Here is a 23,790-nt window from a genome sequence, read left to right on the forward strand (position 1 = left end):
GTTATAAATGGTATTGGTGGAGATATAAAAGATGATTTATATATAAGTGATTATTGTGCTAGAAATTATAATGTAGCAGTTTTAAATGTAAATTATCATTGTATAGGGAATAGAACTCAAACAGGAGCGGAATCTTTTCTTGATAATATCGATAAGCTTATTTTTGATGCAAGCTTAAAAGCTATTGATATAGAAATTCCTTATGATATATCAAAACTTAATACTTTTGAAGAATTTCATCCTGCTATGGAATATCTTAATAAAGAAATTCAAAAAAAGAAAGACGCCTGGGATTTTGATAGAGATTATTATTTGGATTTAAGTGTGAGCTTACAGCCTACCAAAAATGAATATCAAAATTTTGGCATCATGCAAGCAACAGATATACTAAATGCTCTTTTATATATTAGAAAAAATTCTCCTTTTAAAGCTATGGGGGGGGGTATAAAGCATATTTTAATAGGATCATCCCATGGAGGATATTTAGCAAATTTATGTGCAAAGTTAGCTCCTTGGCTTGTTGATGTTGTAATAGATAATTCTTCTCATGTTAGTCTTACTAATTTATGGAGAGTTATAGGTTTTGGTAAAGAAATTGATTATACTAAATACTACTGCTTTGCATTTCTTAATTTTTATAGTAATATGAAGTTATATTTTTTCGATAAAACACTATGGACTACAAACAAACAATCCCCTTATTATTTTTCGCCTGCTAGAAAACTCATTAGAGAAACACTAAATAAAGATCATCTAAATATACAAGCAAAATATCCAAATCCAAAACACATTACTTATCATTCTAAATTTGATGAATATGTTCCTTTAGAAGAAAAAGAAGAATATGTTAATATCTTAAAAGAACATGGACTTGATGTTGAATTTATAAAGGTTGTAGATGAAAAACAAATAGATGGCAAATTTATTAAAGACTTAACTCATGGTATGGGTATACCTATAAAACTACTTATTAAAAAACACTTACCACAAATTTTACAAGAGCCTTTAAAAGATAAAACTTGTAAAAAAGAAATCTCATACAAGTGTGATGATTTAATATATACTTTTAAAGAGGAAAATGAGCAGATTGTTTTAAGTGTGGAAAGGGTTTAAACAAATATTTGTTTAAACACCAGCTAAAGCTAAAAGATCGCTTACTTTTTCACATTTTTTAAGATCATCACCGCTAATTTGCTTGCCAAGTGAGTTTTTAAATAATACCATGATAGATACAAAAGCTAAGCTATCCCATTCATCAATATCATCTAAAATCATATCTTCTTTTAGTGTTTCATCCATATGCATAGCTTCGCTAATAGCTTCTAATAATTCTTCTTTAGTCATTTTTTTCTCCTTTATAAATTGAAATTGTATCAGTTTTAAAGTTTTTATCAAAATTTATATAAGTACTCCCCCAAGCATATCCAGCACCAAAAGCACTTAAAATGGCATTAAAATCATTTTTTTGTATTTCACAAAGTAAAGCAGGTAAAGAGCAAGCACTTAAATTAGCATATTTTGACATCAAAAAATTTGGTGCTTTAGAGCTATCAATACCCAAGTCATTTATAATAGAATCAACTAAAAATTGATTGGATTGATGTAATAAAAAATAATCCACTTCATCTTTACTTTTTTCACAAAAATCAAGCATTTCTTTTATGCTTTGGCTCTCAAGATTAAGCGCTTGATTAAAAATTTCAGCCCCATCCATGTAAAGATTATCTAAGCTCCTATGCTTATTGGTTTGAAATATTTCTTTATTGGAGCTTTTACTCTCATCAAGTTTAGTAAAAGCTCTATTGGGTATGATGAGTTTGTCAAAACCTTCTCCATTAGAATAAAGCTTAAAAAACGATTTTTCATTTGCACTGCTTATGAGTGTTGCACTTACTCCATCGCCAAAGATTGGAGCTAAATTTGCATTTAAAGGGTTTATGGTTTTGCTTAAAGTATCACCACAAATTAATAAAATATTTTTTGCATTTTGATTTTCTAAAAAAGAAAAAGCTATAAATAAGCCATATAAATACCCCGAACACGCTTGATTTACATCAAAAGCTATGGTTTGAGGTTTTAAATTTAATCGTTTGTGAAGATAGTTTGCGCATGATGGCATAAAAAAATCAGGAGTTTGTGTAACAAAAATCACCATATCAAGCTTATTTTTATCAAAATCGAGCATTTTAAATAAATTTATACTTGCTTCATAGGCTAAATCTGTTGTGCTAATATTTTCATCAGCGATAAATCTTTCTTGTATGCCTGAAATTTTTTTCATTCTTTTTAGCATTTTGACATCATTTTGAAAAACATCTTCTAAGCAATCATCTATATTTATACATTTATTAGGCACGCAAACGCTTATGCCTGCTATTTTGGCTTTATTAAAACTAGCTTTCAATTATAAGTCCTTCGTAATTTATCATTTCTTTTTGGATTAGAGTAAAATTTTCTTTTATATTTGCATTTAAACTATATAAAAATTCTAAAAATGGCATATTTTTTTCACCCTTTTGAAAGTATAAAATACATTCTTTTGTATTAAAATGCACATGTAATAACTCTATAGCCTTATATAGCATAATTTTTTCAAGCTTTCTTCCTAAGGCTCTGCAACTTATGCAAATATCTTTTATGATTAAATTTGCTTCATCTTTATAAGCTACAAAAATTGCTATAATGCCACTATCACTTAATTTATCACTCATGCTTATAGTCAAAATAGCATGTTTTTGCATAAATTCTTCACACTCTTTTAAGCTTAATCTTGAGTAATTTGATATAAATTGATTAGTTTTATTAAGCAGTTGTGAAATTCTTTCAAGTTCATCTGCGTGGTTGATGTGAAATTTCAAACAAATTTGTAATTTTTCAAAATACTCTTTAGGGTTAAGCTTGCTAAGCTCTTGTCTTTGTAAATTTGCTTTAATATCAGCACTTCTTAACTCATCTTCCTTGCTAAAGCTTGTTTTTAAAAGTCTAGGATAGAGCTTTAAACTATAAGCACTATTTTCATCAGCTAGTAAGGTGTTAATATGAAGGTGTGATACATTTTCAATTTCGGCTATATTATCATCAATGAATAGCACACTATCAAAAGCTATATTAAAAAAATTTACAATTTCTTTAATATTTTCGTCTTTACTTTTCCAATTAGCCTTGATCATACTAAAATCATCAAGTTGTAATAAAAAGTCTTTTCTTTGTGAAAAAAGTTTTTTTACATCTTCTTCTTCATTTTTTGAAGCGATGGCGAGTAAAAAACCTTGATTTTTTAAATTTAAAAGCTCACTTTGCAAGGCTTTATGATTGCTAGATAAAGCAAGATTTTCAATGCCATCTTCGCCTAAAATTCCTTGGTATAAGGTATTATCAAGATCTATGATGATTGCTTTTAAAGTTGGTTGCAAGAAGCTAGGTAGGATTTTTAGTCCTAGAATTTGGGCTAATTTTACACAAGCTTTATTACTAAGTCTGCTTGCATTTATTTCAAAATTACTATCATCTATGATGAGATTTTCATCTAAAAAGGGCTTTAGTATTTTGCAAATACTATATTCTTTTAAGCTTGTATTACCAAGTAAAAGTGTGATGATAGGAGCGTTGCTAATGCTTGATAGTTCTTGTATTTTTTCTTTGATAAAATCATCTACATTTTTTTTATAATTGTTTAAATCTATAAATATGATGTTTAAATCTGCTTTTTGAAAATTATCATAACTTAAACTATCATCATAAGAGCTTATGTTAAATTCAGCCTTTAATTTACTAAAGGCTAAAAATGCATTTAGTATGCTTGAAATCACTTCAAAAGAGTGATTTCTAAAAACATTAATAGTAATTTTTTTATAATGATTTTCCTTGCTAAGTTTTATAAGATCATTTCTTTTTAAATTTGGTGAAAAAAGATTCATTCTTTGACCAAAACTACTGCCATTACAATAGCATTTTTTGTTTTTAGTGCTTTTTCTAAAGAATAATTATTCGCCATAAAATATTCACATTCTTTGATTTTCAATCCTGCTTTATTAAGTAATTCTTTAACTTCATCAGGATGAGAAAATAAATAAATATGATCAATTGCAGGAGCGTTGATAGGTATAGTCGCAAAGATTTCTCCATTATCATTTAATAAGGCTTTTACATCTTTCATAAATTGTAAAGGTTGTTCAACATGTTCTAAAACCTCTCCCATTACTACCAAATCAGCTTTGTTGTTAAACTCACATTTGGTAAAATCTTTACATATAAATTCGCATTTAGTATTTATTTTGCCAAACTGATTTTCTACCATATCCTTGCTCATTTGACAACTTATAGGAGATATATCGATGCCAAAATATTCTTTAAATTTTTGACTTCTTAGGGCTTTAACAAAAAATTCACCATGTCCTGGTCCTATTTCAAGATAGGTATTTTCTTGATTTTGTTTTTCATCTATATACTTAGCAAAATATCTTCTAACTTCAATATGAGCATTCCATATAAAAGAAGATATAGCAAGACCTACCATGTATTGCTTCATATAGTTTTCATTAAAATACACCATATTTTCTACTTCTGCTAAGGTGCTATATCTATATTTTCCAAATTCTATAAAATATCTAGTTTCTTCTAAAGTATCATTTAATACAACTATATAGCTTTGAGCTTGTTCTTCTAAAGTAATATTTAGTGTATCTTTGTAATAAACAATAAGCTTTTCTAAATCTTCATATTCTTCTTTAGAGAGTTGTAATCCATCTAAACATTTTTTGTGTAGTGGATTTTTTTCTTCTATTAGCTTAAATAATTCTTTTGTATTTTCTAGCATAATTTCTCCTTAATAGCTTGCAAAAGTTCATTTTGTGATTTTAGCTGACTTAATTCATCTTTGCTAAATTTGATTTCAAATTCTTCTTCTAAGCTCATGATTATATCAATATGATTTAAAGAAGTCCAATTTTTGCAATTTTGCATGCTTAAATTTGAATTTTCATCAACTTTTACTTCTAGTATATTTTCTAAAATTTCATAAAATTTATTTTCCATGATTAATCCTGTAATATAAAAATATTTTTATCTTCATCAAGAGCATTTTTTATCGCTTCTTTGTATTCTTTTGTATGAAATAAACATATAGTTGCACCACCAAAATTTTCGTATATAAAATTTTTTGTTTTTTTAGTAATATAGTTTATATTATCGACATTTGGTAAAGATTTTTTATCTAAATGTCTAACATAAAATTTTATTTTTTTATCATGCATTCTGTTTTGTTCGTCTATTATTTTTCCGTGAAAATCTTTAAAATATCTGTAATCTACTCGGTATTCTTCTTCGATATAATGAGTTAGAGTGTGTCCTGTAGTGCTTCCAAAAAGTATATATTTTCCATTTTCTTGTGTTAAAATATCATACACACAATTTTCTCCAAAACAACTTGTAGTGTCCTTTAAAAACAATTCTTCTTTGGCTCCTTTTATAGCAAAGGAAAATATAGGATCATTAGTGCGTTTTACTCCTGCTTGTTTGCGAAAATATTCATTTAAAGCACCCATTTTTGTAGGAGAATTTAATTTATCATAAACTTCATTTTTGCAAAAACTATAAGTAAAAGTAGGCATGATTAAAGTACCTTCTTTACCTATAACTTTAAAAAAACAATCTAATATAGTTTGTAAAAATTCATTTCTAGGAAGTAAAGGAATACCAAATTTCATCAATTCACTATGTACACACAAAATATCACCTTTTTTGATGCCAAGTTTTTTGAAAGCTTCTATTAAGTCAATATTAGAGTATTTTTTATCATTATGTTCTAAGAAATATTTCATTTTATCAATCCGTGAAATTTTAATTTTTCTATTAAATCTTTTAATTCATAAGCTTGCATGTTTAGCTTTGAGGCTATATCTAAAACATCGTTTTTACCATCGCAATATGCTAAAAAATTACATGATATTAGTATATCATTGGTTGAAGAAGTATTGATAGTGTGATATAACCCTCTTTTACCCAAATTTGGTTCACAAAATATCGTATTTTGATAAATTTCATTAACCTCTAAATTCATAATGATTTCTTGCATAGCTTTTAAGCCACCTTGCAATCCCTCTTCACTGATGAAATTTAAGTCATCCTTGCTAGTATGATATTCTTTATACTCTAGATACTTACTTCTACAAATTCCGACTACGGGTAAATTTACTAAAGGAGCACAGTATTGTCTCTCATCGCTTCCTCTATCTAAAAAGCTAAATTCTTTAAAATTATTTTTTTCTTTTAAGGTATGCAAAGCTACTTTATCTGCTAGGGTATTTTCACTTGGAGTGTGAATGAGTGAGTAAGCATTATCATCACCTATGCAAGAGAGTACAAAACCTGCTTTAGTGTGTTTTTACAAATACTTTAAATGTTTACTAAGATAAACTATACTCCCTATGGTTTCAGGAATAAAAACAAAACGATAATTATATTTTCTCTCTTTAAGTTCTAAAAGCCATTTAGCTAAAAACACAGCTACCACAGGGCCACTTAACTCGTTATTTGCCATAGATGGATGACAAAGGTAAGTAGAGATTAAAATTTCATCCTTTGTTTCTTGCGTGCTAGGTATGAGTAAATCAGCATAGTTTAAAACTCCATTTTCATGGTGCTTTGCGTCTATGAAAACTTTATATTTTCCTTCTTTTAGTTTAACTCTATCTTCATGTTTTATACAAAACCCCCAACACCTTTTATAATAGCTTGTCACATAAGGTATGGCATCAGGCATTTCTTCTATAGAGTAAAGGTGTTCTTGTAAGCTTGCTAGATTAAGCTCTGTGTCTATGCCTGTGCTATAGTTTAATACATGAAGATTATTTTGCTTAAAATCACAAATTTTTTCTCCATTTGGAGTGATGATATAAGCATCGTTTATTTCCCATTCAGCAGGTACTTCCCAATCAAATACTTTACTCCCGCTTGCTATAGAGTGAATTTTTAATATACCCCCCCCCATAGCTTCATCAAGTATTTTTAAGCTTTGTCTAAAGCCTTTCCCGGTAATACTTCTGCATATAGGAAAAAGCTCACAAACTAGCTCATACATACTTTTACTCACAATAAGCCTTTTTAGTTTCTTCTAAAATCTTAAATAAACTATCTTTAATAAATTGTGCTTCTTTTAAACTCATTTCTTGATGAGCAGGTATGCTAAGTTCAGCTTTATAAAAATTATCCGCATTTTCTAAGAATAAATTTCCATATAAGTTTTTATAATAACTAAACTCATAAGTAGGCTTATAATGCACTTGTACACCTATGCCCAAATTTAATAATTTTTCAAAAATAACCTCTTTTTGGCAATAAAACTCAGGAAAAAGCAAAATAGGATATAAATGTCTTGAGCTTTTTTTATAATCTTTGATTTTTATAGTGCTAAAATAAGGATTTTTTTCAAATTCTTTATCGTAAAAACTTGTGATGATTTCTCTTTTTTCTAGCATATTATCAAGTTTTTTAAGTTGATTTATACCCAAAGCACAAGCTACATCGCTTAAACGATAATTATAGCCTAGTTCAATCATATCACTATTCCAAAGCCTTTTTTTGACTATACCATGACTTCTTAAAAGCTTAATTTTTGAGATTAATTCCTCATCATTGCTAACAACCGCACCACCCTCAAAGGTTGTAATAGGTTTAACCGGATGAAAAGAAAATATGCTCAAATCCCCCATAGAGCCTACTTTTTGATCTTTATAAATAGCACCTAGGGCATGACTTGCATCATCAATTAGTGGGATGTTGTATCGTTTGGCTAAGGCTAAAATTTCATCCATTTCTACACTATTTCCCGCAAAATCAACCACGCAAATTGCTCCTATATTAGAGCTATCTTGGCTTAATCTTAAAGCAAGTTTTTTCTCATCAATATTTCCATCGCTTTTTACATCTATAAACTCAACCCTAGCACCTGCCATTAAAGCTGCATTTGCAGTTGCAGCAAAGGTAATGGGGGTTGTTAAGACAATTTTATCTTTTATATTTAAAGATAAATATGCAAGGTGTAAAGCAGAAGTAGCTGAATTTAGCACGCAAGCATATTTTACACCTACATATTCACAAAGGGCTTGTTCAAATTCTTCAACCTTTTTTCCACCGGTTAAAAAATCATCTTTTAAAGCCTCACAAACTACTTGTATGTCTTGTTCGTCAATATTTTGATGAGAATAAGTTATCATTTTTCAAGCTCTGTATGATTTATTATATTTAAAAGCTCTTCTTGGCTAATCCATGATGGATTATTATCAGAGCTATAAGAAAAGCCATTAGAAACTTTTTTACCCTTTTGTCCTTTTGCATTTATACTAAAATCAACATTAGTGTTATTAAATTGAATACTTGGACTAATAGCATAATAATTTTCAAATTCATAAGTTAAATGACTATCATCACTTGAAATCATAATTTCATGTAGTTTTTCACCTGCTCTTATACCTATGATTTTATGAGCTAAATTAGGAGCCATAGTTTTAGCTAAATCAACGATTTTCATAGAAGGAATTTTTGGTACGAAAATTTCCCCTCCATGCATATAGGCAAAATTATTCAGCACGAAATTAACCCCATCTTCTAAGGATATCCAAAATCTTGTCATTCTCTCATCTGTGATAGGAAGTTCTTTAGCGCCTTCATTGATGAGTTTTTTAAAAAATGGTATGACAGATCCTCTTGAACCTACTACATTACCATATCTTGTAACGCTAAATTTAGTATGAGAATTTCCTGCGATGTTGTTTGCTGCTACAAAAAGCTTATCACTTGCAAGCTTTGTAGCTCCGTATAAATTAATAGGATTGCATGCTTTATCGGTTGAAAGAGCGATACATTTTTCTACATTATTTTCCAAACACGCATCGATTACATTTTGTGCTCCATGGATATTAGTTTTTATACATTCCATTGGATTATATTCTGCAATTGGCACATGTTTCATAGCAGCTGCATGAATGACAAAATCAACATCTTTCATTGCTATGCTTAATCTTTCTTTATCTCTTACATCACCTATAAAATAACGCATGCAATCATCGTTAAATTTTCTTGCCATTTCAAATTGCTTGAGTTCATCGCGTGAATAGATAATGATTTTTTTAGGTTTGTATTTTTGAAGTAAAGTTTTAGTATAAGTTTTTCCAAAACTTCCTGTGCCACCGGTGATTAAAATGCTTTTTCCATTAAACATATATATTTTCCTATTACTTGACTAAGTTTTTATATCGGTTGAAAATAAAATTATTTTAAAATTCTTGGTAAAGTTATACCTGTTTGAGCTTGGTATTTACCTTTTTTATCAGCATATGTTACATCACAAGGCTCATCTCCTTGTAAAAATAAAACTTGAGCTATACCCTCATTAGCATAAATTTTAGCAGGTAGTGGGGTTGTGTTTGAAATTTCTATAGTGATATGTCCTTCAAAACCTGGCTCAAAAGGGGTTACATTTACTATAATGCCACATCTTGCGTAAGTGCTTTTGCCAAGACAAATAGCCAAAACATCATTTGGCATTTTAAAATATTCAACTGTTCTTGCAAGCGCGAAAGAATTTGCAGGTACTATACATACATCGCCTACAAAATCTACTACATTTTCTTCTACAAAATTTTTAGGATCTACAACGGTGGAATTTACATTAGTGAAAATTTTAAATTCTCTTCCAACTCTTATATCATATCCATAGCTTGAAAGCCCATAACTAACTATACCTTTACCTATGTTTGCTTCACAAAATGGCTCTATCATATTGTGCTCTAATGCCATTTTTTTGATCCAATTATCCGCTTTTAAGCCCATTTTTGTCCTTTATAATTAAAGTGAATTTTTAAATTATATCTTAAAATAAAAGTAAAAAATAAATAATTGAAGTTATTTTTAGTATTTTTATATATAATTATAAATTAAGTCTTATAAATTAAGGAGAATATATGACAAAAGAAGAAATCAAAGAACTAATGCAACTTTTTGCAGAAGCAAATATAAGCAAGATTAAAATAAAAGAACAAGATGGATTTGAAATAGAACTTGAAAGAGATATGTGTTGTGAATTACCAGCTCCAGCTCCTGTTGCTCCAGCTCCACAGCCAATTAATGTAAATGTAGTTAATGAAACCAAAGCAAGCTCAAACTCTTCTAATAAACCGACTATCAATAGCCCTATGGTAGGTACTTTTTATCAAGCTCCAAGCCCAGGTGCAGCACCTTTTGCTAAAGCGGGACAAACTATTAAAAAAGGAAGTACTATAGCAATTATTGAAGCGATGAAAATTATGAATGAAATCGAAGCTGAATATGATTGTAGGATAGTAGAAGTATTAGTTGCAGATGGTCAGCCTGTAGAATTTGGTATGCCTTTATTTGTGGTGGAGAAATTATAAAATGGAAATTAAAAAAGTTTTAATAGCAAATCGTGGAGAAATTACATTAAGAGCTTTAAGAACTGTAAAAGAAATGGGAAAAAAAGCAATTTGTGTGTATTCTACCGCAGATAAAGATGCTTTGTATTTAAAATATGCCGATGCGAGTATTTGCATAGGAAATGCTAGAAGTTCAGAAAGCTATTTAAATATCCCAGCTATTATTAGTGCAGCTGAAATTAGCGAAGCGGATGCGATTTTTCCAGGATATGGATTTTTAAGTGAAAATCAAAATTTTGTTGAAATTTGTGCAAAACATAATATCAAATTCATAGGCCCTTCAGTAGCTGCTATGGCACTAATGAGTGATAAAAGTAAAGCAAAACAAGTAATGCAAAGAGCAGGTGTGCCTGTAATCCCAGGAAGCGATGGGGCTTTAGGTGGGGTTGAAGCAGCAAAAAAACTTGCTAAAGAAATAGGCTATCCTGTGATTTTAAAGGCAGCAGCAGGTGGTGGCGGCCGTGGTATGCGTGTAGTTGAAGATGAAAAAGATTTAGAAAAAGCTTACTGGTCAGCAGAAAGTGAAGCGATGAGTGCTTTTGGTGATGGAACTATGTATATGGAAAAATACATCCAAAACCCACGCCATATAGAAGTGCAAATCATAGGAGATAGCTTTGGAAATGTGATACATTTGGGTGAGAGAGATTGCTCTATGCAAAGACGCCATCAAAAACTTATAGAAGAATCTCCTGCAATTTTACTAGATGAAAAAACAAGAGCAAGACTTCATGAAACAGCAGTTAAAGCTGCTAAGGCTATTGATTATGAGGGTGCGGGAACTTTTGAGTTTTTAGTGGATAAAAATTTAGATTTTTATTTTATTGAAATGAATACGCGTTTGCAGGTTGAGCATTGTGTGAGTGAGATGGTAAGCGGGGTAGATATTATCGAGCTTATGATTAAAGTAGCAGAAGGGTATCCTTTACCAAAACAAGAAGAAATTAAACTTAAGGGTCATTCTATAGAATGTAGAATTACTGCTGAAGATTCTAAAACTTTCTTACCTTGCCCAGGTAAAATCACAAAATATGTAGCTCCTGCAGGACGCAATGTAAGAATGGAAAGCCATTGTTATCAAGATTATAGTGTGCCTCCTTATTATGATTCTATGATTGGAAAATTAGTCGTTTGGGGAGAAGATAGAAACACAGCTATAGCTAAAATGAAAATAGCCTTGCAAGAGCTTATCGTAGGTGGGATAAAAACAACCAAAGATTTTCATTTAGCAATGATGGATAATGCAGATTTTATCAATAATAATTATGATACAAATTATCTTTCAAGACATTAATTGAAGATAGGTTTTAACCTATCTTAATTCTTCTATATGAGCATTTGCTCTTATTTTATCAAGATGATTTTTTAAGGCTTGTTCTTTTTGAGTTAGGGTATAGACATTGCTAACTTGATCTTTGATTAAATCAAATTCGATAGGATTTTTACCATATTTTTCTTTTACAAAATACACTATATAAGCGTTTTCGCCATTTAACACTGGAGTAAATTCTCCTATTTTTGTATTATTTAACAAAGCAAGTAATCTTGGATCTAAACTAGCTGCGTTTAAACTAATGGCTTTTGATTTAATTTGAGAATTTTTATACATAGGATTTTGTGCAAGCTGTTGTAAAAGTTCAGGATTGGTAGAATTATAAACAACTAAGTCTATATTTGAAAAAGTGCTAAATTTATCAAGATTGCTTTCATAAAAATGTTTTAGTGTTTCATCATCAATATTGATTTTTACATTTTGCATTATGCTTCTATAAAGTTTTTCTCTTTCAAGATCTTTTCTAACTTTGTTTTTAAAAACTTCAAAACTTAAACCATCTTTTTCTATCTTTGCTTGCAAACCATTAATGTCAGTTTTATTGCCTTTTGCTATTTGGGCTAATTTTTCATTAAGTTCAAAAGTGCTTACATAAATTCCTAGCTTTTTAGCTTCGCTTTGTTGAACTTTATCATCTACTAAAAATGCTATAGCTTTTTGTTTGTCATTAGTTTTTAATTCTTTCATAGTTTGTTCTATATCATAAAGAGTAATAGGTTGATTTTCTACTACCATTGCTACACCACCAAGGGTTTGAGCATATAAAATATTTGCAGCAAAACAACAAGATATTAAAAATTTTCTCATATAAAACCTTTATTTAAGTGTAAATATAGCATTATAACAATAAAAATTTAAAAAAGGTAAAAATATGCAAGAAATCACAACGCGTTTTGCTCCTTCTCCAACAGGATATTTGCACATAGGAGGGCTTAGAACAGCTTTATATAATTATCTTTATGCAAGAAAAAATAAGGGTAAATTTTTATTGCGTATTGAAGATACGGATTTAAAAAGAAATTCACAAGAAGCTACGCAAGCTATTATAGAAGCATTTAAATGGTGTGGGCTTGATTATGATGGGACGATTGAGTATCAATCTCAAAGATTTGATATTTATAAAAAATACATTCAAAAATTATTAGATGAGGGCAAGGCTTATTATTGTTATATGAGCAAAGAAGAGCTTGATGAGTTAAGAGCTAAGCAAGAAGCAGCTAAAGAGCGTCCAAAATATGATGGTAGATATAGAGATTTTAAAGGAATTCCGCCAAGTGGTATTGAGCCTGTGGTGCGTATAAAAGCACCACAAAGTGGAGAGATTAAATTTATAGATGGCATTAAAGGCGAGGTTAGTTTTAAGGCTGAAGATATTTTAGATGATTTTGTAATTGCAAGAAGCGATGGTAGCCCAATTTATAATTTAACCGTTGTAATTGATGATGCACTAATGGGTGTGAGTGATGTTATAAGAGGAGATGATCATTTATCAAATACTCCAAAACAAATTGTCCTTTATGAAGCACTAGGCTTTAAAATACCTAAATTTTATCATGTAGCTATGATACATGGTGAAGATGGTAAGAAACTTTCTAAGCGTCATGGAGCAACTGATGTGATGGAATATAAAAATATGGGGATTTTACCTCAAGCCTTGCTTAATTTCTTAGTGCGTCTTGGTTGGAGTCATGGCGATGATGAAATTTTTTCTTTAGAAAGTATGCAAGAGCTTTTTGATCCAAATCATATTAACAAAAGTGCTTCTTGCTATAATTTTAAAAAATTAGAATGGCTTAATGCTCATTATATTAAAACTTTACCTTTTGAAGAAATCAATAGACAATTAAAAGATTTAGGATTTGATTTAAGTCAGTATGAAAAAGCAGGCTTTTTGCTAGATATGTTAAGAGAGAGAGCTAAAACCTTACATGATATTATTAGTGGGGCTAAAGTGTTACTAAATAACCCAAAAGAATATGATCAAAAGGCTGTAGATAAATTTCTCAATGTTGCAAATTTAACTTATTTGGAAAAATACGCTATGGTTTTAAATGAGCAAAAAAATGCTTGTGAATTTGAAGAATTAACTAATCAATTCTTAGAAGAAAATAATCTTAAGTTAAAAGATCTAGCTCAAGCTATACGCATTGCACTCACAGGAAACTCGGTTAGTCCTAGTATATTTGAAGTATTGGAATTTTTAGGAGTGCAAAAGGCTAAACTTAGGATAAAAAATTTACTAAATTATATGAAGGAAAAATAATGAATTTAAAAGAAGAGGCTTTAGAGTATCATTTAGGTGGTAAAGTAGATATTGTTGCTAGAAAGCCTATGGATAGTGCACATGATTTATCTTTGGCGTATTCTCCTGGGGTTGCTGAACCTTGTATTGAGATAGCAAAAGATGAAACTTTAGCTTATAAATACACTAATAAAGCTAATTTAGTTGCTATAGTAAGCGATGGTAGTGCGGTTTTGGGACTTGGCAATATAGGAGCGAGTGCAAGCAAACCTGTTATGGAAGGAAAAGCTTGTTTGTTTAAAAAATTTGCTAATGTTAATGCTTATGATTTAGAAATTAATGCTCATAGTATAGATGAAATTGTTACTTTTTGTAAAGCTATAGCGCCTACTTTTGGAGGAATTAATTTAGAAGATATTTCAGCACCAAAATGCTTTGAAATAGAAGCTGCTTTGCAAGATCTTGGAATTCCTGTAATGCATGATGACCAACATGGAACTGCGATCATTTCTACAGCAGGATTAATGAATGCTATGGAAATTAGTAGTAAAAAATTTGAAGATATTAAAGTAGTGGTAAGTGGTGCAGGTGCAGCAGGTATTGCAAGTGCTAGAATGTATAGAAATTTAGGGGTTAAAAATATCGTTTTAGTAGATAGTAAAGGTGTGATTAATACTCAAAGAGATGATTTAAATAAATACAAACTAGAATTTGTAAGCGATACCAAAGATAGCACTTTAAGAGAAGCTTTAAAAGGTGCTGATGTATTTTTGGGTTTGAGTGCACCTAAGATTTTAGATGATGAGATGATTTTAAGTATGGCAAAAGATCCCGTGATTTTTGCATTAGCTAATCCTGTACCTGAAGTAATGCCAGAAGATGTTAAAAGAGTTAGAAACGATGCTATAGTTGGAACAGGTAGAAGTGATTATCCAAATCAAATTAACAATGTTTTAGGTTTTCCTTTTATTTTTAGAGGAGCTTTAGATGTAAAAGCGACTAAAATCACTGAAAATATGAAAGTAGCTGCTGCTAAAGCTTTGGCTGATTTAGCTAAGCTTGAGGTAACTGATGAGGTAAAACAAGCTTATGGAGTAGAAGAGCTTAGCTTTGGTAGAGATTATGTGATACCAAAACCATTTGATAGCAGGGTAAAAGCTGTAGTTAGTGCTGCTGTGGCAAAAGCTGCGGTTGAAGATGGAGTAGCTTTGATAAATAATTTTGATTATCAGAGATATTTTGATAGTTTAAAATAATTTTTTATAAATTAAGTTTTATTTAAAATAATTTTTTATTATAAAACTTAATTTTATCTATTTTTTATTGTTTATATGAGTTATAAAAACATATTTTTTAAAAATCATTTAAAAAATATGTTTTAAATGTTACTTTTTTTCTTTTTAAATTATATAAATTTGATATTACTAGTGTTTTTAATAAAATTAATTTATATTTAAGATATTTTTTAATAGGATATTTTTACTTAATCATAGAAAGGTCGAGATGATTTTTGGTAAGATAGATTATCTTAATTTACTCCCTTTACATATCTATCTTAAAAAATCAGCTTTTCCTAGCTATGTTAAGCAAACTACAGAATATAAAAAAGGGGTTCCTAGTAAGCTAAATCGCCATTTGTATTTTAGACGCATTGATGCAGCGATTATCTCAAGTGTTGAAAGTCGTAGAAAAAAATACAAAACCTTAAATGTGGGGATTTGCGCAAGCAAAAAGGTAAAAAGCGTTTTAGTGAAAAAACAATCTGAAAGCAAAGAAGATGCAAGCTCTGCAACTTCTAATGCTCTTGCAAAAGTTTTAAAGCAAAAAGGGGAGGTTATCATCGGTGATAAGGCTTTAAAACTTTATTTGCAAAATCCAAAAGATTATATTGATTTATGTGAATTATGGTATGAAAAGACAAAACTACCTTTTGTTTTTGCTCGATTTTCTTGTATTAAAAATTTTTCTATTTATAAAAAAATGATGAAAAATTTCACAAAAAGTAAAATTTTCATTCCACAATATATTTTGCTAGATTATTCTAAGTCAAGAAATCTTTCTCAAAAAGAAATTAGTGCATATTTAAAGCTAATTTACTACAAAATAGGAACAAAGGAGCAAAAGGCGCTAAAAAAATTTTTAGCTAATGCAAACAGCAAGATACTATAAAAAGGACAATTTATGAGTATAGCTAAACAATATATCAATGAAACCTTAGAAAAAATTCAAGCAACTTCCCCAAGACAACCTATCTTTTTTCAAGCAGCAACTGAGGTGTTAAATTCTTTAGAACCTTTACTCGAATCTAACAAAACTTATCAAGATCATGCTATATTAGAGCGTATTGTTATGCCTGAAAAAACGACTATATTTAGAGTTGTATATATTGATGATGCAGGTAAAGCTCAAACGCATTTTGGTTATAGAGTGCAGTTTAATTCTAGTTTAGGACCTTATAAAGGTGGGATCAGGTTTCATCCTAGTGTAGATTTAGATGTTTTGAAATTTTTAGGTTTTGAACAAATTTTCAAAAACTCTCTAACAGGTTTAATGATAGGGGGAGCTAAAGGTGGAGCAAATTTTGACCCTAAAGGCAAAAGCGAAGCAGAAATTATGCGTTTTTGTCAAGCTTTTATGGCCGAGCTTTCAAAAATCATAGGTGCAAGCACTGATGTGCCAGCAGGTGATATAGGGGTTGGCGCTAGAGAAATTGGATATATGTTTGGAGCTTATAAGAAAATTAGCTCTAATTTTGATGGAACTTTAACGGGAAAGAAAATTCCATGGGGTGGAAGTTTAGTAAGAACAGAAGCAACAGGGTATGGCTGTGTGTATTTTACTCAAGAAATGCTAGCAAAATATAACAATGCATTAGAAGGAAAAGAGTGTGCAGTTTCAGGTAGCGGAAATGTGGCAATTTATACCATAGAAAAATTACATCAACTTGGTGCAAAAGCAATCACAATAAGCGATAGCGATGGATTTGTTTATGATAAAGATGGGATAGATTTAGATTTATTAAAAGAAATTAAGGAAGTAAAAAGAGCTAGAGTGAGTGATTATGCAATGCTTAAAAAAGGTGCTATTTTTACTCCAAAAAGTGCGTATAAACAAGGTTGTAATGGAGTATGGAGTATACCTTGTGATATAGCTTTTCCAAGTGCTACGCAAAATGAATTAAATTTAGAAGATATTAAAACCTTATATCACAATGGTTGTCGTATGGTAGCAGAGGGAGCTAATATGCCAAGCACACTTGAAGCGATCGATTTTATGTTAAATCAAAAAGACTTTTTATTTGCGCCAGCTAAGGCTGCTAATGCAGGTGGTGTAGCGACTTCTCAACTTGAAATGCAACAAAATGCAAGTATGTGTCAATGGAGCTTTGAGGAGGTTGATGCAAAATTACATAAGATTATGAAAAATATTTTTGAAAATTCATACGAGTGTGCAAAAGCTTATAATCATGAAGGAAATTTAGTAGTAGGTTCAAACATAGCAGGCTTTAAAAAAGTAGCTGATGCGATGATTGATCATGGTTATATTTAAAAAGATGGCTTAAATGCCATCTTTAGTGTATATAAAAAAAGCTTGTTATTTGATTAGCGATTTTTTCTTCTAAAGACTCTTTGGCTCTGTCTATATTACCAAGATAGGCAGTTCTTGCTAAAAGCGAGGTGCTTTGAGTAGAGTTTTTGGAGCTAATTTGTAAATTAACTTGCAAAAGATAGTAATTTTCTACTTCCATTTCAAAAACATCATCTATTTTATCAAAGTCATTATAAAAAAATCTCGCATTAGAAGCGCGTAATCTTTGTGCGTAAGAAAATTTCTTAAAATCTACTATATTGATATAAATTTTATAATCACTTTGAACATTATTTAAAACTAAGCCTAAATTTTGTAATTTTTGAGCGAGCTTGGCTTCTAAATTTGTGTTTAATTTTGAAGGATTATTGATGTGTAAAGAAAAACTTTGATTTTTATTAGCATGCAGGAAAATACCTTCATTATTTGTTTGGATAAAAGTTTGCATAGGGCCTGTGCAAGCACTTAAAAATAGTGCAAACACAAGCAAGAAAAAATTATTTTTGAGCATCGATTATAGTTGGCACAGCACGAAGACCAAGTTTAGAGTATTTTGCGAAAGTTTCTCTTACTGCTTTAACCTCAGCTTCACTAGGTTTTTTATAATCTTTTAAATTTTTATCATAATATTTTTTCATGATGGCGATTTTTTGTGCATCATCTTTAGCATTTTTACTTTCTTTGTAAATTAATGCAGATTTTTCAAAAGCACTAGTATCATGGATAGGGGTTAAGATAAATTTAACCTGATGAGTTTTTAGTGTTTCTTCTATTTTATCTAAATGCATTCTACAATATGGACATTCAGGATCGCTAAAAACATAAAGTAAAGGTTTGTTTTTATCGCCTAAAGAAATAAACATTTTTTCTTTTTTAAGTTCAACTAGAGCTTTTTTTGAAAATTCAGCTTGTTGTTTTTCCATGAGTTTTGCTTGATAAACTTGAGAGTAAAATTCACCTTTTTTTACATCAATTACTTCAGTTGTGATGATATTATCTTGAGTGAAAACGATTTCTTGGAAATTTTTACCACTAATTTCAAAATTAACTATCACAGCTTCAAAGTTAGTATCAGGAATTTTTTCTCTACTAGAAACACTAATGTTTGCATTTGATAAATTTGGATTTTTCTTAAAAAAATTAATAATTTCTTCATTGCTTGCAGCAAATAAAGAGCTAGCAAGGGTTAAGAGAGCTAAAGATTTTTTCATCATTTTCCTTTGTTTTAAAATTTTTGCACATTATAAAATGTAATCTTTAACACTTAGATTTTTAATATTCTTTTTTCCTCTATTTTTTTAACTTGAGGATAGTTTTTATCAAGATATTCTAAATAAGCTATGGCATATTTTCTTGAAATTTGAAAATGATTTTTAACAAAAGCTACATCTAAATGATGATTTTGCAAAAGTTTTAAAAACTCTTGCATGAGATTTTCAAGAGTATTTTTTTCTATAAAAAGATTATGTGCTAATCTTTTGACTTTATTTTCTTTGGTGAGTTTTTTTAAGATAAGATCCCCATTTTTCCTATCAAGCTCTAAATATTCATAAAGATTATAAGGTGCAGTAGGTTTTATACCTTCTTTTTTTAAAATTTCATAAAGCTCACAATGAGCCTTTTCTTGTAATTTTTCAAAATCTTGTCCTTTTAAAAACCATATGCCATCTTTAAAATCTAATTTTTCTTGCATTTGCTTGAGTGTATAAGCGCAAAAGCTCTCACTTGCCCAGCTAAGCCTTAAGGCGATAGAATGAGGCGAGATTAAAGCATAAGGATTTTTAGAGAAAATAAAATCAATAAATTCTTTCAAAGTTTGCATAGCATTTAAATCATATACATTTAAAGCTTGCTCATCGACAAAAACATGATTTAAGCTTTTTGCTAGGTTCAGGGCTTGCTCATGAGTGAGTTTAAAGCGTTGATAGCTTGAAAGCAATCCAAAGCCAAGTTTGTGAGTTTGTTTTAAAAACTCAAATACCTTTTTTAAATCTTTTTGTTCTAAAAGTGCTAAATACTTAGCTTTTATATCTTTTTTTAAAGGCTCACTTACCGCATTAAGAACCACACCACCGCTTTTAATACGCCCATTTTCAAGCAAGATGAATTTATCATCAAAACACAAAGGTAAGCTTTTATCAAATTCTAAGTTAATATAAGTTTTATCTTCAAATTCTTTGATTACACTAATTTTTGCATTAAGCTTTTTTGAGCCACTACAAAATTCTAAAATACTCCCGTGTTTAATCTCTGTATTAAAAACAACTCCATCGATACTTTTAAAACTTTTAAAAACACCTTTTTTACTTAATATATAGCCTTTTTTTAACTCATGATAATCACAATTTAAACTCAAAGCAACTCTATTATAAGCTTTTGCTTCTAAAACATTTTCTTCATGAATTTGTATATTTTTTACAATGATATCTTTTTGATTTTCAATGCAAAATATTTTTTCATTTTTGCTTATTTTTCCTTCATTTAAACTCCCTGTTACTACCGTTCCTATACCTTTTAGAGAAAAAACCCTATCAATGTAGTATCTAAAAATCAAATTTTCATCATTTTCTTTAGGCTTTAAACTAAGTAGATAGTTTTTTAAATTTAATATACTTTGCTCATCATAAATGCTAGTTGGAAAAACTTTTAAGATATTGATTTTAAAGGCTTTTAATTCTTTTAAAAGCTCTGCTTGCTTTTGTACTAAATCCTTGCATAAATCAACCTTACTCAAAATAAGCACTACATCTTTTACGCCTAAAAATTCCAAAACCCTTAAATGCTCTATACTTTGAGCCTTTAAACCCTCGTTTATATCTATGACAAACATACATACCCTAAAACCAAAAGCACCACTTATCATAGTTTTAATTAAACTTTCATGCCCAGGCACATCGATAAAAGCAATATTTAAATTTTCACTTTTTAAATTTGAAAAGCTAAGATTAATCGTAATGCCTTTTTCTTGCTCTTCTTTTAAATTATCACCTTCAAAACCATTTAAAGCTTTAATAAGCGAAGTTTTACCATGGTCAATATGCCCAGCAGTGCCTATGATGATACTATGCATGAAATACCTCTTTAATAATGCTTATTATTTTGTTTAAATCTTTTTCTAAAATACTTCTAAAATCTAGCACAAAATGCCCATTTTCAACACGGCCGATTACGCCTTTTTTTCTAAATTTTTCTTGTAAAAGCAAAGCTTTCTCATCAAAACTTAACACAAAAGTATCTAAGCTTTTATCAGGCATAGAGCCACCACCTACTAAACTTTTAGAAGCTTTTAACTCACATTTTATAGGAATTTTTTCTTTGATAAAGAGTGCCTTTTTTTCTATGGTTTTTAAATCATCATTTAAAAGTTTTAGTGTGGGGATTTTTTCATATTCTTTTTCTAAGTAAGCTTTGGCAGTTTCATTTAAAAAAGCTAGAGTGATTTTATCAACCCTTAGCATTCTTAGAAGTTGATTTTTTTTTAATTGTTGAATGTATTTTTTCTTTCCAAGTATAATGCCTGCTTGAGTAGAACCAAAAAGTTTATCACCGCTAAAACTTAAAATATCACAATGTTTTAAAAGCTCTTTCACACTCGGCTCGTTTTTACTAAGTTGTTTATTAATCTTTTCACACCAGCCAGCACCCAAATCATAATAAGATATGAGTTTTTTCTTTTTTGTCAAAGCGTGAATTTCACTTAAGCTTACTTCTTCAAAAAATCCTTTAAAAGCAAAATTAGAACGATGGGTTTTTAAAATCATCTTAGTATTTTCATTGATAGCTTTTTCATAATCATATAAATGAGTTTTATTAGTCGTGCCTATTTCTTTTAGTTTAACTCCAGCTGCTAGCATAACTTCAGGAATTCTAAAATTTCCCCCAATCTCAACTAACTCACTTCTTGAAGTAATAACTTCTTCATTTTTTGCTAAGGTGTTTAAGATCAAAAATACAGCAGAAGCGTTGTTATTAACAACTAAACAATCTTCACAATTAAATAATATTTTTAAATTTGCACTAAGTGCGTCATACCTTGAGCCTCTTTTACCACTTTGCATGTTAAACTCTAAATTTGAATAAGAGCAGATGATTTCTTTAGTTCTTTCAAAAATACTCTCATCAATAATGCTACGACCAAGATTAGTGTGTATGATAACTCCACTAGCATTGATCAAACTTTGACTTTGCATATTTAAAAACTCATCAATACTTTGAGCAATTTTACTTAGCAAATCTTGCAAGCTAAAATTTAAATTTTCATTTTTACTTAGTTCTTTTTTACAATTTGAAACAACTATTTTTGCAAAATGAGATCTTAAATACAAAGGATAATTAGCCAAGTTTTCATCGTTTATAAGTGTATTTATGGGTGGAAAATTTCTAAATTTGTTCATCTTAAACCTTAAGAATAAATTAGTAAAATTATAACTTTTTTATAATGAAATTTATATAATTAAGATTAAAAAATTTAAAAGAGAGTATTATGAAAGATTTTGTATTTTTAGAAAATGAAGATTTAATTCCTTTAAGTGATGATATTAGCATAGTTCAAAAAGCCTGTAATGAAGAAGTTTTTATAGGAAATTCAAAGCTTTTAAATCCTGAAGTTTATGCACCTGAGATTAATTTTTACCTTAAAAACTCACAAGATGATGTGCTTAAAAAAGCCAAAACTATTGAGTCTTTATACAAGATTAGATCTAAAGTTTATGATTTAGGACTTGATTTAGAATACACCAAAGAAGTGGGTAAAAATGTAATTATTGTAAGCAATGAGGATCAAGATGAGCTTATTGAAAGCTTAAAAAAACAAGAATACAAGGTTTTAAAACTAAGTAATGAGCAATGTTTGGGTGTTTTAGGTTGCGTGGGCGAGCTTTGTGTGATAGCTTTAAAAGATAATGAGCAAGTAGAGATTGATTGTGATTTTTTCTTATATGATATAAAAAAAGAAAGTTTTGATCAACAAAGTGGTTGCTATGATTTAACTACTTTAAGTCAAGAAGAGCTTATAAAACTTTTAAATTCTAATTCTCCAAAATATAAATTTAGAAATTATATTAGTTATGATGATAGCATTTGTCAATACCATGAAAGAAGAAGTATTCATTGTGGAAAATGTGCTGAAATTTGTCCTAGTGTGGCTATTTTAAAAGATGATGAGCAAAGAAAATTAGAATTTTCTCATGTGGATTGTTTAAGCTGTGGTGATTGTGTGGGGATTTGTCCTAGTGGAGCACTTGATTATGCACCTATGCCACGCAATAGCTTTTATGAAATTTTAAAATTTTATGAAGATAAAATCATTTTAATAATCCCTGAGAAAATGTCTATAGAAAATTTAAATATCACTTTAAAAGAAGATGTAATGCCTTTTATGATTAAAGGCGAAAACTATCTTGATCAAGCACATTTTTTAGCTATGCTTCAAACAAGTGGTGCGAGTGTGATTTTTTATAGTGATGGCTTATCGCAAGGTGCTTTAGAAGTGATAGCTTTGATGAATGAAATTTTTCAAAGAAAATTTAAACAAAACGCAATTTTTCTAGCTAAAGATGAAAAAGAACTTTTAGAAGCTATAAATCAAGCACATTTTATAGAAAATCTCAAATTTATTTCTTATAATCCTGCGCTTTTAAAAAGAGAAGATTTTGCTATAAGATTAAGAGAACTTATAAAGGAAGAAAATTTAGGCAATATCCCAAGTAAAGAATGGATACGCTATGGAAAAATCACCATCAATGCAGACACCTGTACTTTATGTCTTTCTTGTGTGGGAGCTTGTAATGTAGGAGCTTTAGTGGCTGATACTAAAGATAATTCTTTGAAATTTAACGCAAGTTTATGTACTACCTGTGGGTATTGTGAGGCAAGTTGTGCTGAAAAAGATACTTTAATGCTTCAAAGAAGTGGGATAGATTTGGAAAAAGAGTATTTTTCTTTTATGGTTTTAGCTCAAGATGAACTTTTTGCTTGTGTAGAGTGTGGAAAAGAATTCGCTACTAAAAAGGCCATTGAAAAAATCGCTAGCATTATGAAACCAAGATTTATAGGTGATGAAGCTAAGATAAAAACACTATATTGCTGTGCTGAATGTAAAGCAAAAGTAATGATACAAAGTATGAATGTGCTTTAAGCCAAAAGGCTTAAGCACTAAGTTTTAGCTTGTATTAAAAATT

The 23,790-nt window shown here is 29.6% G+C and carries 22 protein-coding genes and 1 pseudogene; 8 read left to right on the top strand and 15 right to left on the bottom strand.

The features are described from left to right. A partial coding sequence (locus L8X28_RS02020) for a DUF2920 family protein (RefSeq protein ID WP_263665377.1) occupies positions 1-1,113 on the top strand: 1,113 nt, incomplete at its 5' end. Positions 1,114-1,125: 12 nt separating this feature from the next. On the opposite strand, the gene L8X28_RS02025 is transcribed toward L8X28_RS02020, so the two are convergent. The 10 genes and pseudogenes from L8X28_RS02025 to dcd form a co-directional block, all read right to left on the bottom strand. Then, entirely contained in the window at positions 1,126-1,344 is a 219-nt protein-coding gene (locus L8X28_RS02025) for an acyl carrier protein (RefSeq protein ID WP_214100219.1), read from the bottom strand. After that, positions 1,337-2,404 carry a beta-ketoacyl-ACP synthase III gene (locus L8X28_RS02030; RefSeq protein WP_263665378.1) on the bottom strand — a complete coding sequence of 356 codons (1,068 nt, stop codon included), beginning with the start codon at positions 2,402-2,404 and terminating at the stop codon, positions 1,337-1,339. Before L8X28_RS02030 ends, L8X28_RS02025 begins: the two co-directional genes overlap by 8 nt. After that, a complete protein-coding gene (locus L8X28_RS02035) occupies positions 2,394-3,917 on the bottom strand; it encodes an HAD-IIIC family phosphatase (RefSeq protein ID WP_263665379.1) in 1,524 nt (507 codons plus the stop codon). Before L8X28_RS02035 ends, L8X28_RS02030 begins: the two co-directional genes overlap by 11 nt. Continuing rightward, a complete protein-coding gene (locus L8X28_RS02040) occupies positions 3,914-4,816 on the bottom strand; it encodes a class I SAM-dependent methyltransferase (RefSeq protein WP_173787020.1) in 903 nt (300 codons plus the stop codon). The genes L8X28_RS02035 and L8X28_RS02040 overlap by 4 nt, the downstream gene beginning before the upstream one ends. After that, positions 4,810-5,034: an acyl carrier protein gene (locus L8X28_RS02045; RefSeq protein WP_087699877.1), complete on the bottom strand. Its 225-nt coding sequence runs from the start codon at positions 5,032-5,034 to the stop codon at positions 4,810-4,812. Before L8X28_RS02045 ends, L8X28_RS02040 begins: the two co-directional genes overlap by 7 nt. Positions 5,035-5,036: 2 nt before the next feature. Continuing rightward, entirely contained in the window at positions 5,037-5,819 is a 783-nt protein-coding gene (locus L8X28_RS02050) for an AAC(3) family N-acetyltransferase (RefSeq protein ID WP_263665380.1), read from the bottom strand. Then, positions 5,816-7,078 (bottom strand): annotated as a pseudogene (locus tag L8X28_RS02055) (DUF4910 domain-containing protein). Before L8X28_RS02055 ends, L8X28_RS02050 begins: the two are co-directional and overlap by 4 nt. A 4-nt stretch (positions 7,079-7,082) precedes the next feature. Continuing rightward, the gene (pseC, locus tag L8X28_RS02060; RefSeq protein WP_263665381.1) at positions 7,083-8,213 is read right to left on the bottom strand and encodes a UDP-4-amino-4,6-dideoxy-N-acetyl-beta-L-altrosamine transaminase; all 1,131 of its coding nucleotides are present in this window, start codon (positions 8,211-8,213) and stop codon (positions 7,083-7,085) included. Further along, on the bottom strand, positions 8,210-9,217 hold the full coding sequence (gene pseB, locus L8X28_RS02065; protein WP_258108148.1) for a UDP-N-acetylglucosamine 4,6-dehydratase (inverting): 1,008 nt from the start codon (positions 9,215-9,217) through the stop codon (positions 8,210-8,212). The genes pseC and pseB overlap by 4 nt, the downstream gene beginning before the upstream one ends. A 50-nt stretch (positions 9,218-9,267) precedes the next feature. Next, complete coding sequence (gene dcd, locus L8X28_RS02070) at positions 9,268-9,828, bottom strand: dCTP deaminase (protein WP_012661997.1); 561 nt, start codon at positions 9,826-9,828, stop codon at positions 9,268-9,270. Between the two features lie 131 nt (positions 9,829-9,959). On the opposite strand from dcd, the gene accB reads away from it, so the two are divergent. Together accB and L8X28_RS02080 are read left to right on the top strand one after the other, a co-directional pair. Beyond that, positions 9,960-10,409, top strand: a complete 450-nt coding sequence (gene accB / locus L8X28_RS02075) for an acetyl-CoA carboxylase biotin carboxyl carrier protein (RefSeq protein WP_039626958.1) — start codon at positions 9,960-9,962, stop codon at positions 10,407-10,409. Position 10,410: 1 nt separating this feature from the next. Next, the gene (locus L8X28_RS02080; protein ID WP_263665382.1) at positions 10,411-11,742 is read left to right on the top strand and encodes an acetyl-CoA carboxylase biotin carboxylase subunit; all 1,332 of its coding nucleotides are present in this window, start codon (positions 10,411-10,413) and stop codon (positions 11,740-11,742) included. 18 nt (positions 11,743-11,760) lie between these two features. On the opposite strand, the gene L8X28_RS02085 is transcribed toward L8X28_RS02080, so the two are convergent. Further along, complete coding sequence (locus L8X28_RS02085; RefSeq protein ID WP_263665383.1) at positions 11,761-12,588, bottom strand: peptidyl-prolyl cis-trans isomerase; 828 nt, start codon at positions 12,586-12,588, stop codon at positions 11,761-11,763. 64 nt (positions 12,589-12,652) lie between these two features. Between L8X28_RS02085 and gltX the strand changes: the two genes are divergently transcribed. The 4 genes from gltX to gdhA all read left to right on the top strand — a co-directional run bounded on the left by gltX (position 12,653) and on the right by gdhA (position 17,572). Continuing rightward, a complete protein-coding gene (gene gltX / locus L8X28_RS02090; protein ID WP_263665384.1) occupies positions 12,653-14,044 on the top strand; it encodes a glutamate--tRNA ligase in 1,392 nt (463 codons plus the stop codon). Beyond that, positions 14,044-15,279 (top strand): malic enzyme-like NAD(P)-binding protein, encoded by a 1,236-nt coding sequence (locus tag L8X28_RS02095; protein WP_263665385.1) that lies wholly within the window; start codon positions 14,044-14,046, stop codon positions 15,277-15,279. Before gltX ends, L8X28_RS02095 begins: the two co-directional genes overlap by 1 nt. 247 nt (positions 15,280-15,526) lie before the next feature. Continuing rightward, complete coding sequence (locus L8X28_RS02100) at positions 15,527-16,192, top strand: MqnA/MqnD/SBP family protein (RefSeq protein WP_133319772.1); 666 nt, start codon at positions 15,527-15,529, stop codon at positions 16,190-16,192. Positions 16,193-16,204: 12 nt separating this feature from the next. Continuing rightward, a complete protein-coding gene (gdhA, locus tag L8X28_RS02105; RefSeq protein WP_263665386.1) occupies positions 16,205-17,572 on the top strand; it encodes an NADP-specific glutamate dehydrogenase in 1,368 nt (455 codons plus the stop codon). A 22-nt stretch (positions 17,573-17,594) separates the two neighbouring features. Here the strand turns inward: gdhA and L8X28_RS02110 are convergent, their stop codons facing one another. Genes L8X28_RS02110 through selA form a run of 4 tightly spaced genes read right to left on the bottom strand, consistent with a single transcriptional unit; the run spans position 17,595 to position 22,005 of the window. Beyond that, positions 17,595-18,122, bottom strand: a complete 528-nt coding sequence (locus L8X28_RS02110) for a hypothetical protein (RefSeq protein ID WP_133319770.1) — start codon at positions 18,120-18,122, stop codon at positions 17,595-17,597. Next, positions 18,109-18,822 carry a thioredoxin fold domain-containing protein gene (locus L8X28_RS02115; protein ID WP_220566922.1) on the bottom strand — a complete coding sequence of 238 codons (714 nt, stop codon included), beginning with the start codon at positions 18,820-18,822 and terminating at the stop codon, positions 18,109-18,111. The genes L8X28_RS02110 and L8X28_RS02115 overlap by 14 nt, the downstream gene beginning before the upstream one ends. Before the next feature lie 53 nt (positions 18,823-18,875). Next, positions 18,876-20,681: a selenocysteine-specific translation elongation factor gene (gene selB / locus L8X28_RS02120; protein WP_263665387.1), complete on the bottom strand. Its 1,806-nt coding sequence runs from the start codon at positions 20,679-20,681 to the stop codon at positions 18,876-18,878. Further along, positions 20,674-22,005 (bottom strand): L-seryl-tRNA(Sec) selenium transferase, encoded by a 1,332-nt coding sequence (gene selA / locus L8X28_RS02125; protein WP_263665388.1) that lies wholly within the window; start codon positions 22,003-22,005, stop codon positions 20,674-20,676. Before selA ends, selB begins: the two co-directional genes overlap by 8 nt. Before the next feature lie 89 nt (positions 22,006-22,094). On the opposite strand from selA, the gene L8X28_RS02130 reads away from it, so the two are divergent. Then, on the top strand, positions 22,095-23,747 hold the full coding sequence (locus L8X28_RS02130; RefSeq protein ID WP_263665389.1) for a 4Fe-4S dicluster domain-containing protein: 1,653 nt from the start codon (positions 22,095-22,097) through the stop codon (positions 23,745-23,747). The last annotated feature ends 43 nt before the right edge of the window (positions 23,748-23,790 follow it).

The sequence above is a fragment of the Campylobacter sp. CNRCH_2016_0050h genome, assembly GCF_025772605.1.
Taxonomy (GTDB): Bacteria; Campylobacterota; Campylobacteria; order Campylobacterales; family Campylobacteraceae; genus Campylobacter_D; species Campylobacter_D lari_D.

Excerpts from the sequence above, each read along its gene's own strand:
- L8X28_RS02025 (WP_214100219.1), bottom strand. The coding sequence starts at position 1,344 with ATGACTAAAGAAGAATTATTAGAAGCTATTAGCGAAGCTATGCATATG.
- L8X28_RS02035 (WP_263665379.1), bottom strand. The coding sequence starts at position 3,917 with ATGAATCTTTTTTCACCAAATTTAAAAAGAAATGATCTTATAAAACTT.
- L8X28_RS02040 (WP_173787020.1), bottom strand. The coding sequence starts at position 4,816 with ATGCTAGAAAATACAAAAGAATTATTTAAGCTAATAGAAGAAAAAAAT.
- L8X28_RS02045 (WP_087699877.1), bottom strand. The coding sequence starts at position 5,034 with ATGGAAAATAAATTTTATGAAATTTTAGAAAATATACTAGAAGTAAAA.
- L8X28_RS02050 (WP_263665380.1), bottom strand. The coding sequence starts at position 5,819 with ATGAAATATTTCTTAGAACATAATGATAAAAAATACTCTAATATTGAC.
- pseC (WP_263665381.1), bottom strand. The coding sequence starts at position 8,213 with ATGATAACTTATTCTCATCAAAATATTGACGAACAAGACATACAAGTA.
- pseB (WP_258108148.1), bottom strand. The coding sequence starts at position 9,217 with ATGTTTAATGGAAAAAGCATTTTAATCACCGGTGGCACAGGAAGTTTT.
- dcd (WP_012661997.1), bottom strand. The coding sequence starts at position 9,828 with ATGGGCTTAAAAGCGGATAATTGGATCAAAAAAATGGCATTAGAGCAC.
- accB (WP_039626958.1), top strand. The coding sequence starts at position 9,960 with ATGACAAAAGAAGAAATCAAAGAACTAATGCAACTTTTTGCAGAAGCA.
- L8X28_RS02080 (WP_263665382.1), top strand. The coding sequence starts at position 10,411 with ATGGAAATTAAAAAAGTTTTAATAGCAAATCGTGGAGAAATTACATTA.
- L8X28_RS02085 (WP_263665383.1), bottom strand. The coding sequence starts at position 12,588 with ATGAGAAAATTTTTAATATCTTGTTGTTTTGCTGCAAATATTTTATAT.
- gltX (WP_263665384.1), top strand. The coding sequence starts at position 12,653 with ATGCAAGAAATCACAACGCGTTTTGCTCCTTCTCCAACAGGATATTTG.
- L8X28_RS02095 (WP_263665385.1), top strand. The coding sequence starts at position 14,044 with ATGAATTTAAAAGAAGAGGCTTTAGAGTATCATTTAGGTGGTAAAGTA.
- L8X28_RS02100 (WP_133319772.1), top strand. The coding sequence starts at position 15,527 with ATGATTTTTGGTAAGATAGATTATCTTAATTTACTCCCTTTACATATC.
- gdhA (WP_263665386.1), top strand. The coding sequence starts at position 16,205 with ATGAGTATAGCTAAACAATATATCAATGAAACCTTAGAAAAAATTCAA.
- L8X28_RS02110 (WP_133319770.1), bottom strand. The coding sequence starts at position 18,122 with ATGCTCAAAAATAATTTTTTCTTGCTTGTGTTTGCACTATTTTTAAGT.
- L8X28_RS02115 (WP_220566922.1), bottom strand. The coding sequence starts at position 18,822 with ATGAAAAAATCTTTAGCTCTCTTAACCCTTGCTAGCTCTTTATTTGCT.
- selB (WP_263665387.1), bottom strand. The coding sequence starts at position 20,681 with ATGCATAGTATCATCATAGGCACTGCTGGGCATATTGACCATGGTAAA.
- selA (WP_263665388.1), bottom strand. The coding sequence starts at position 22,005 with ATGAACAAATTTAGAAATTTTCCACCCATAAATACACTTATAAACGAT.
- L8X28_RS02130 (WP_263665389.1), top strand. The coding sequence starts at position 22,095 with ATGAAAGATTTTGTATTTTTAGAAAATGAAGATTTAATTCCTTTAAGT.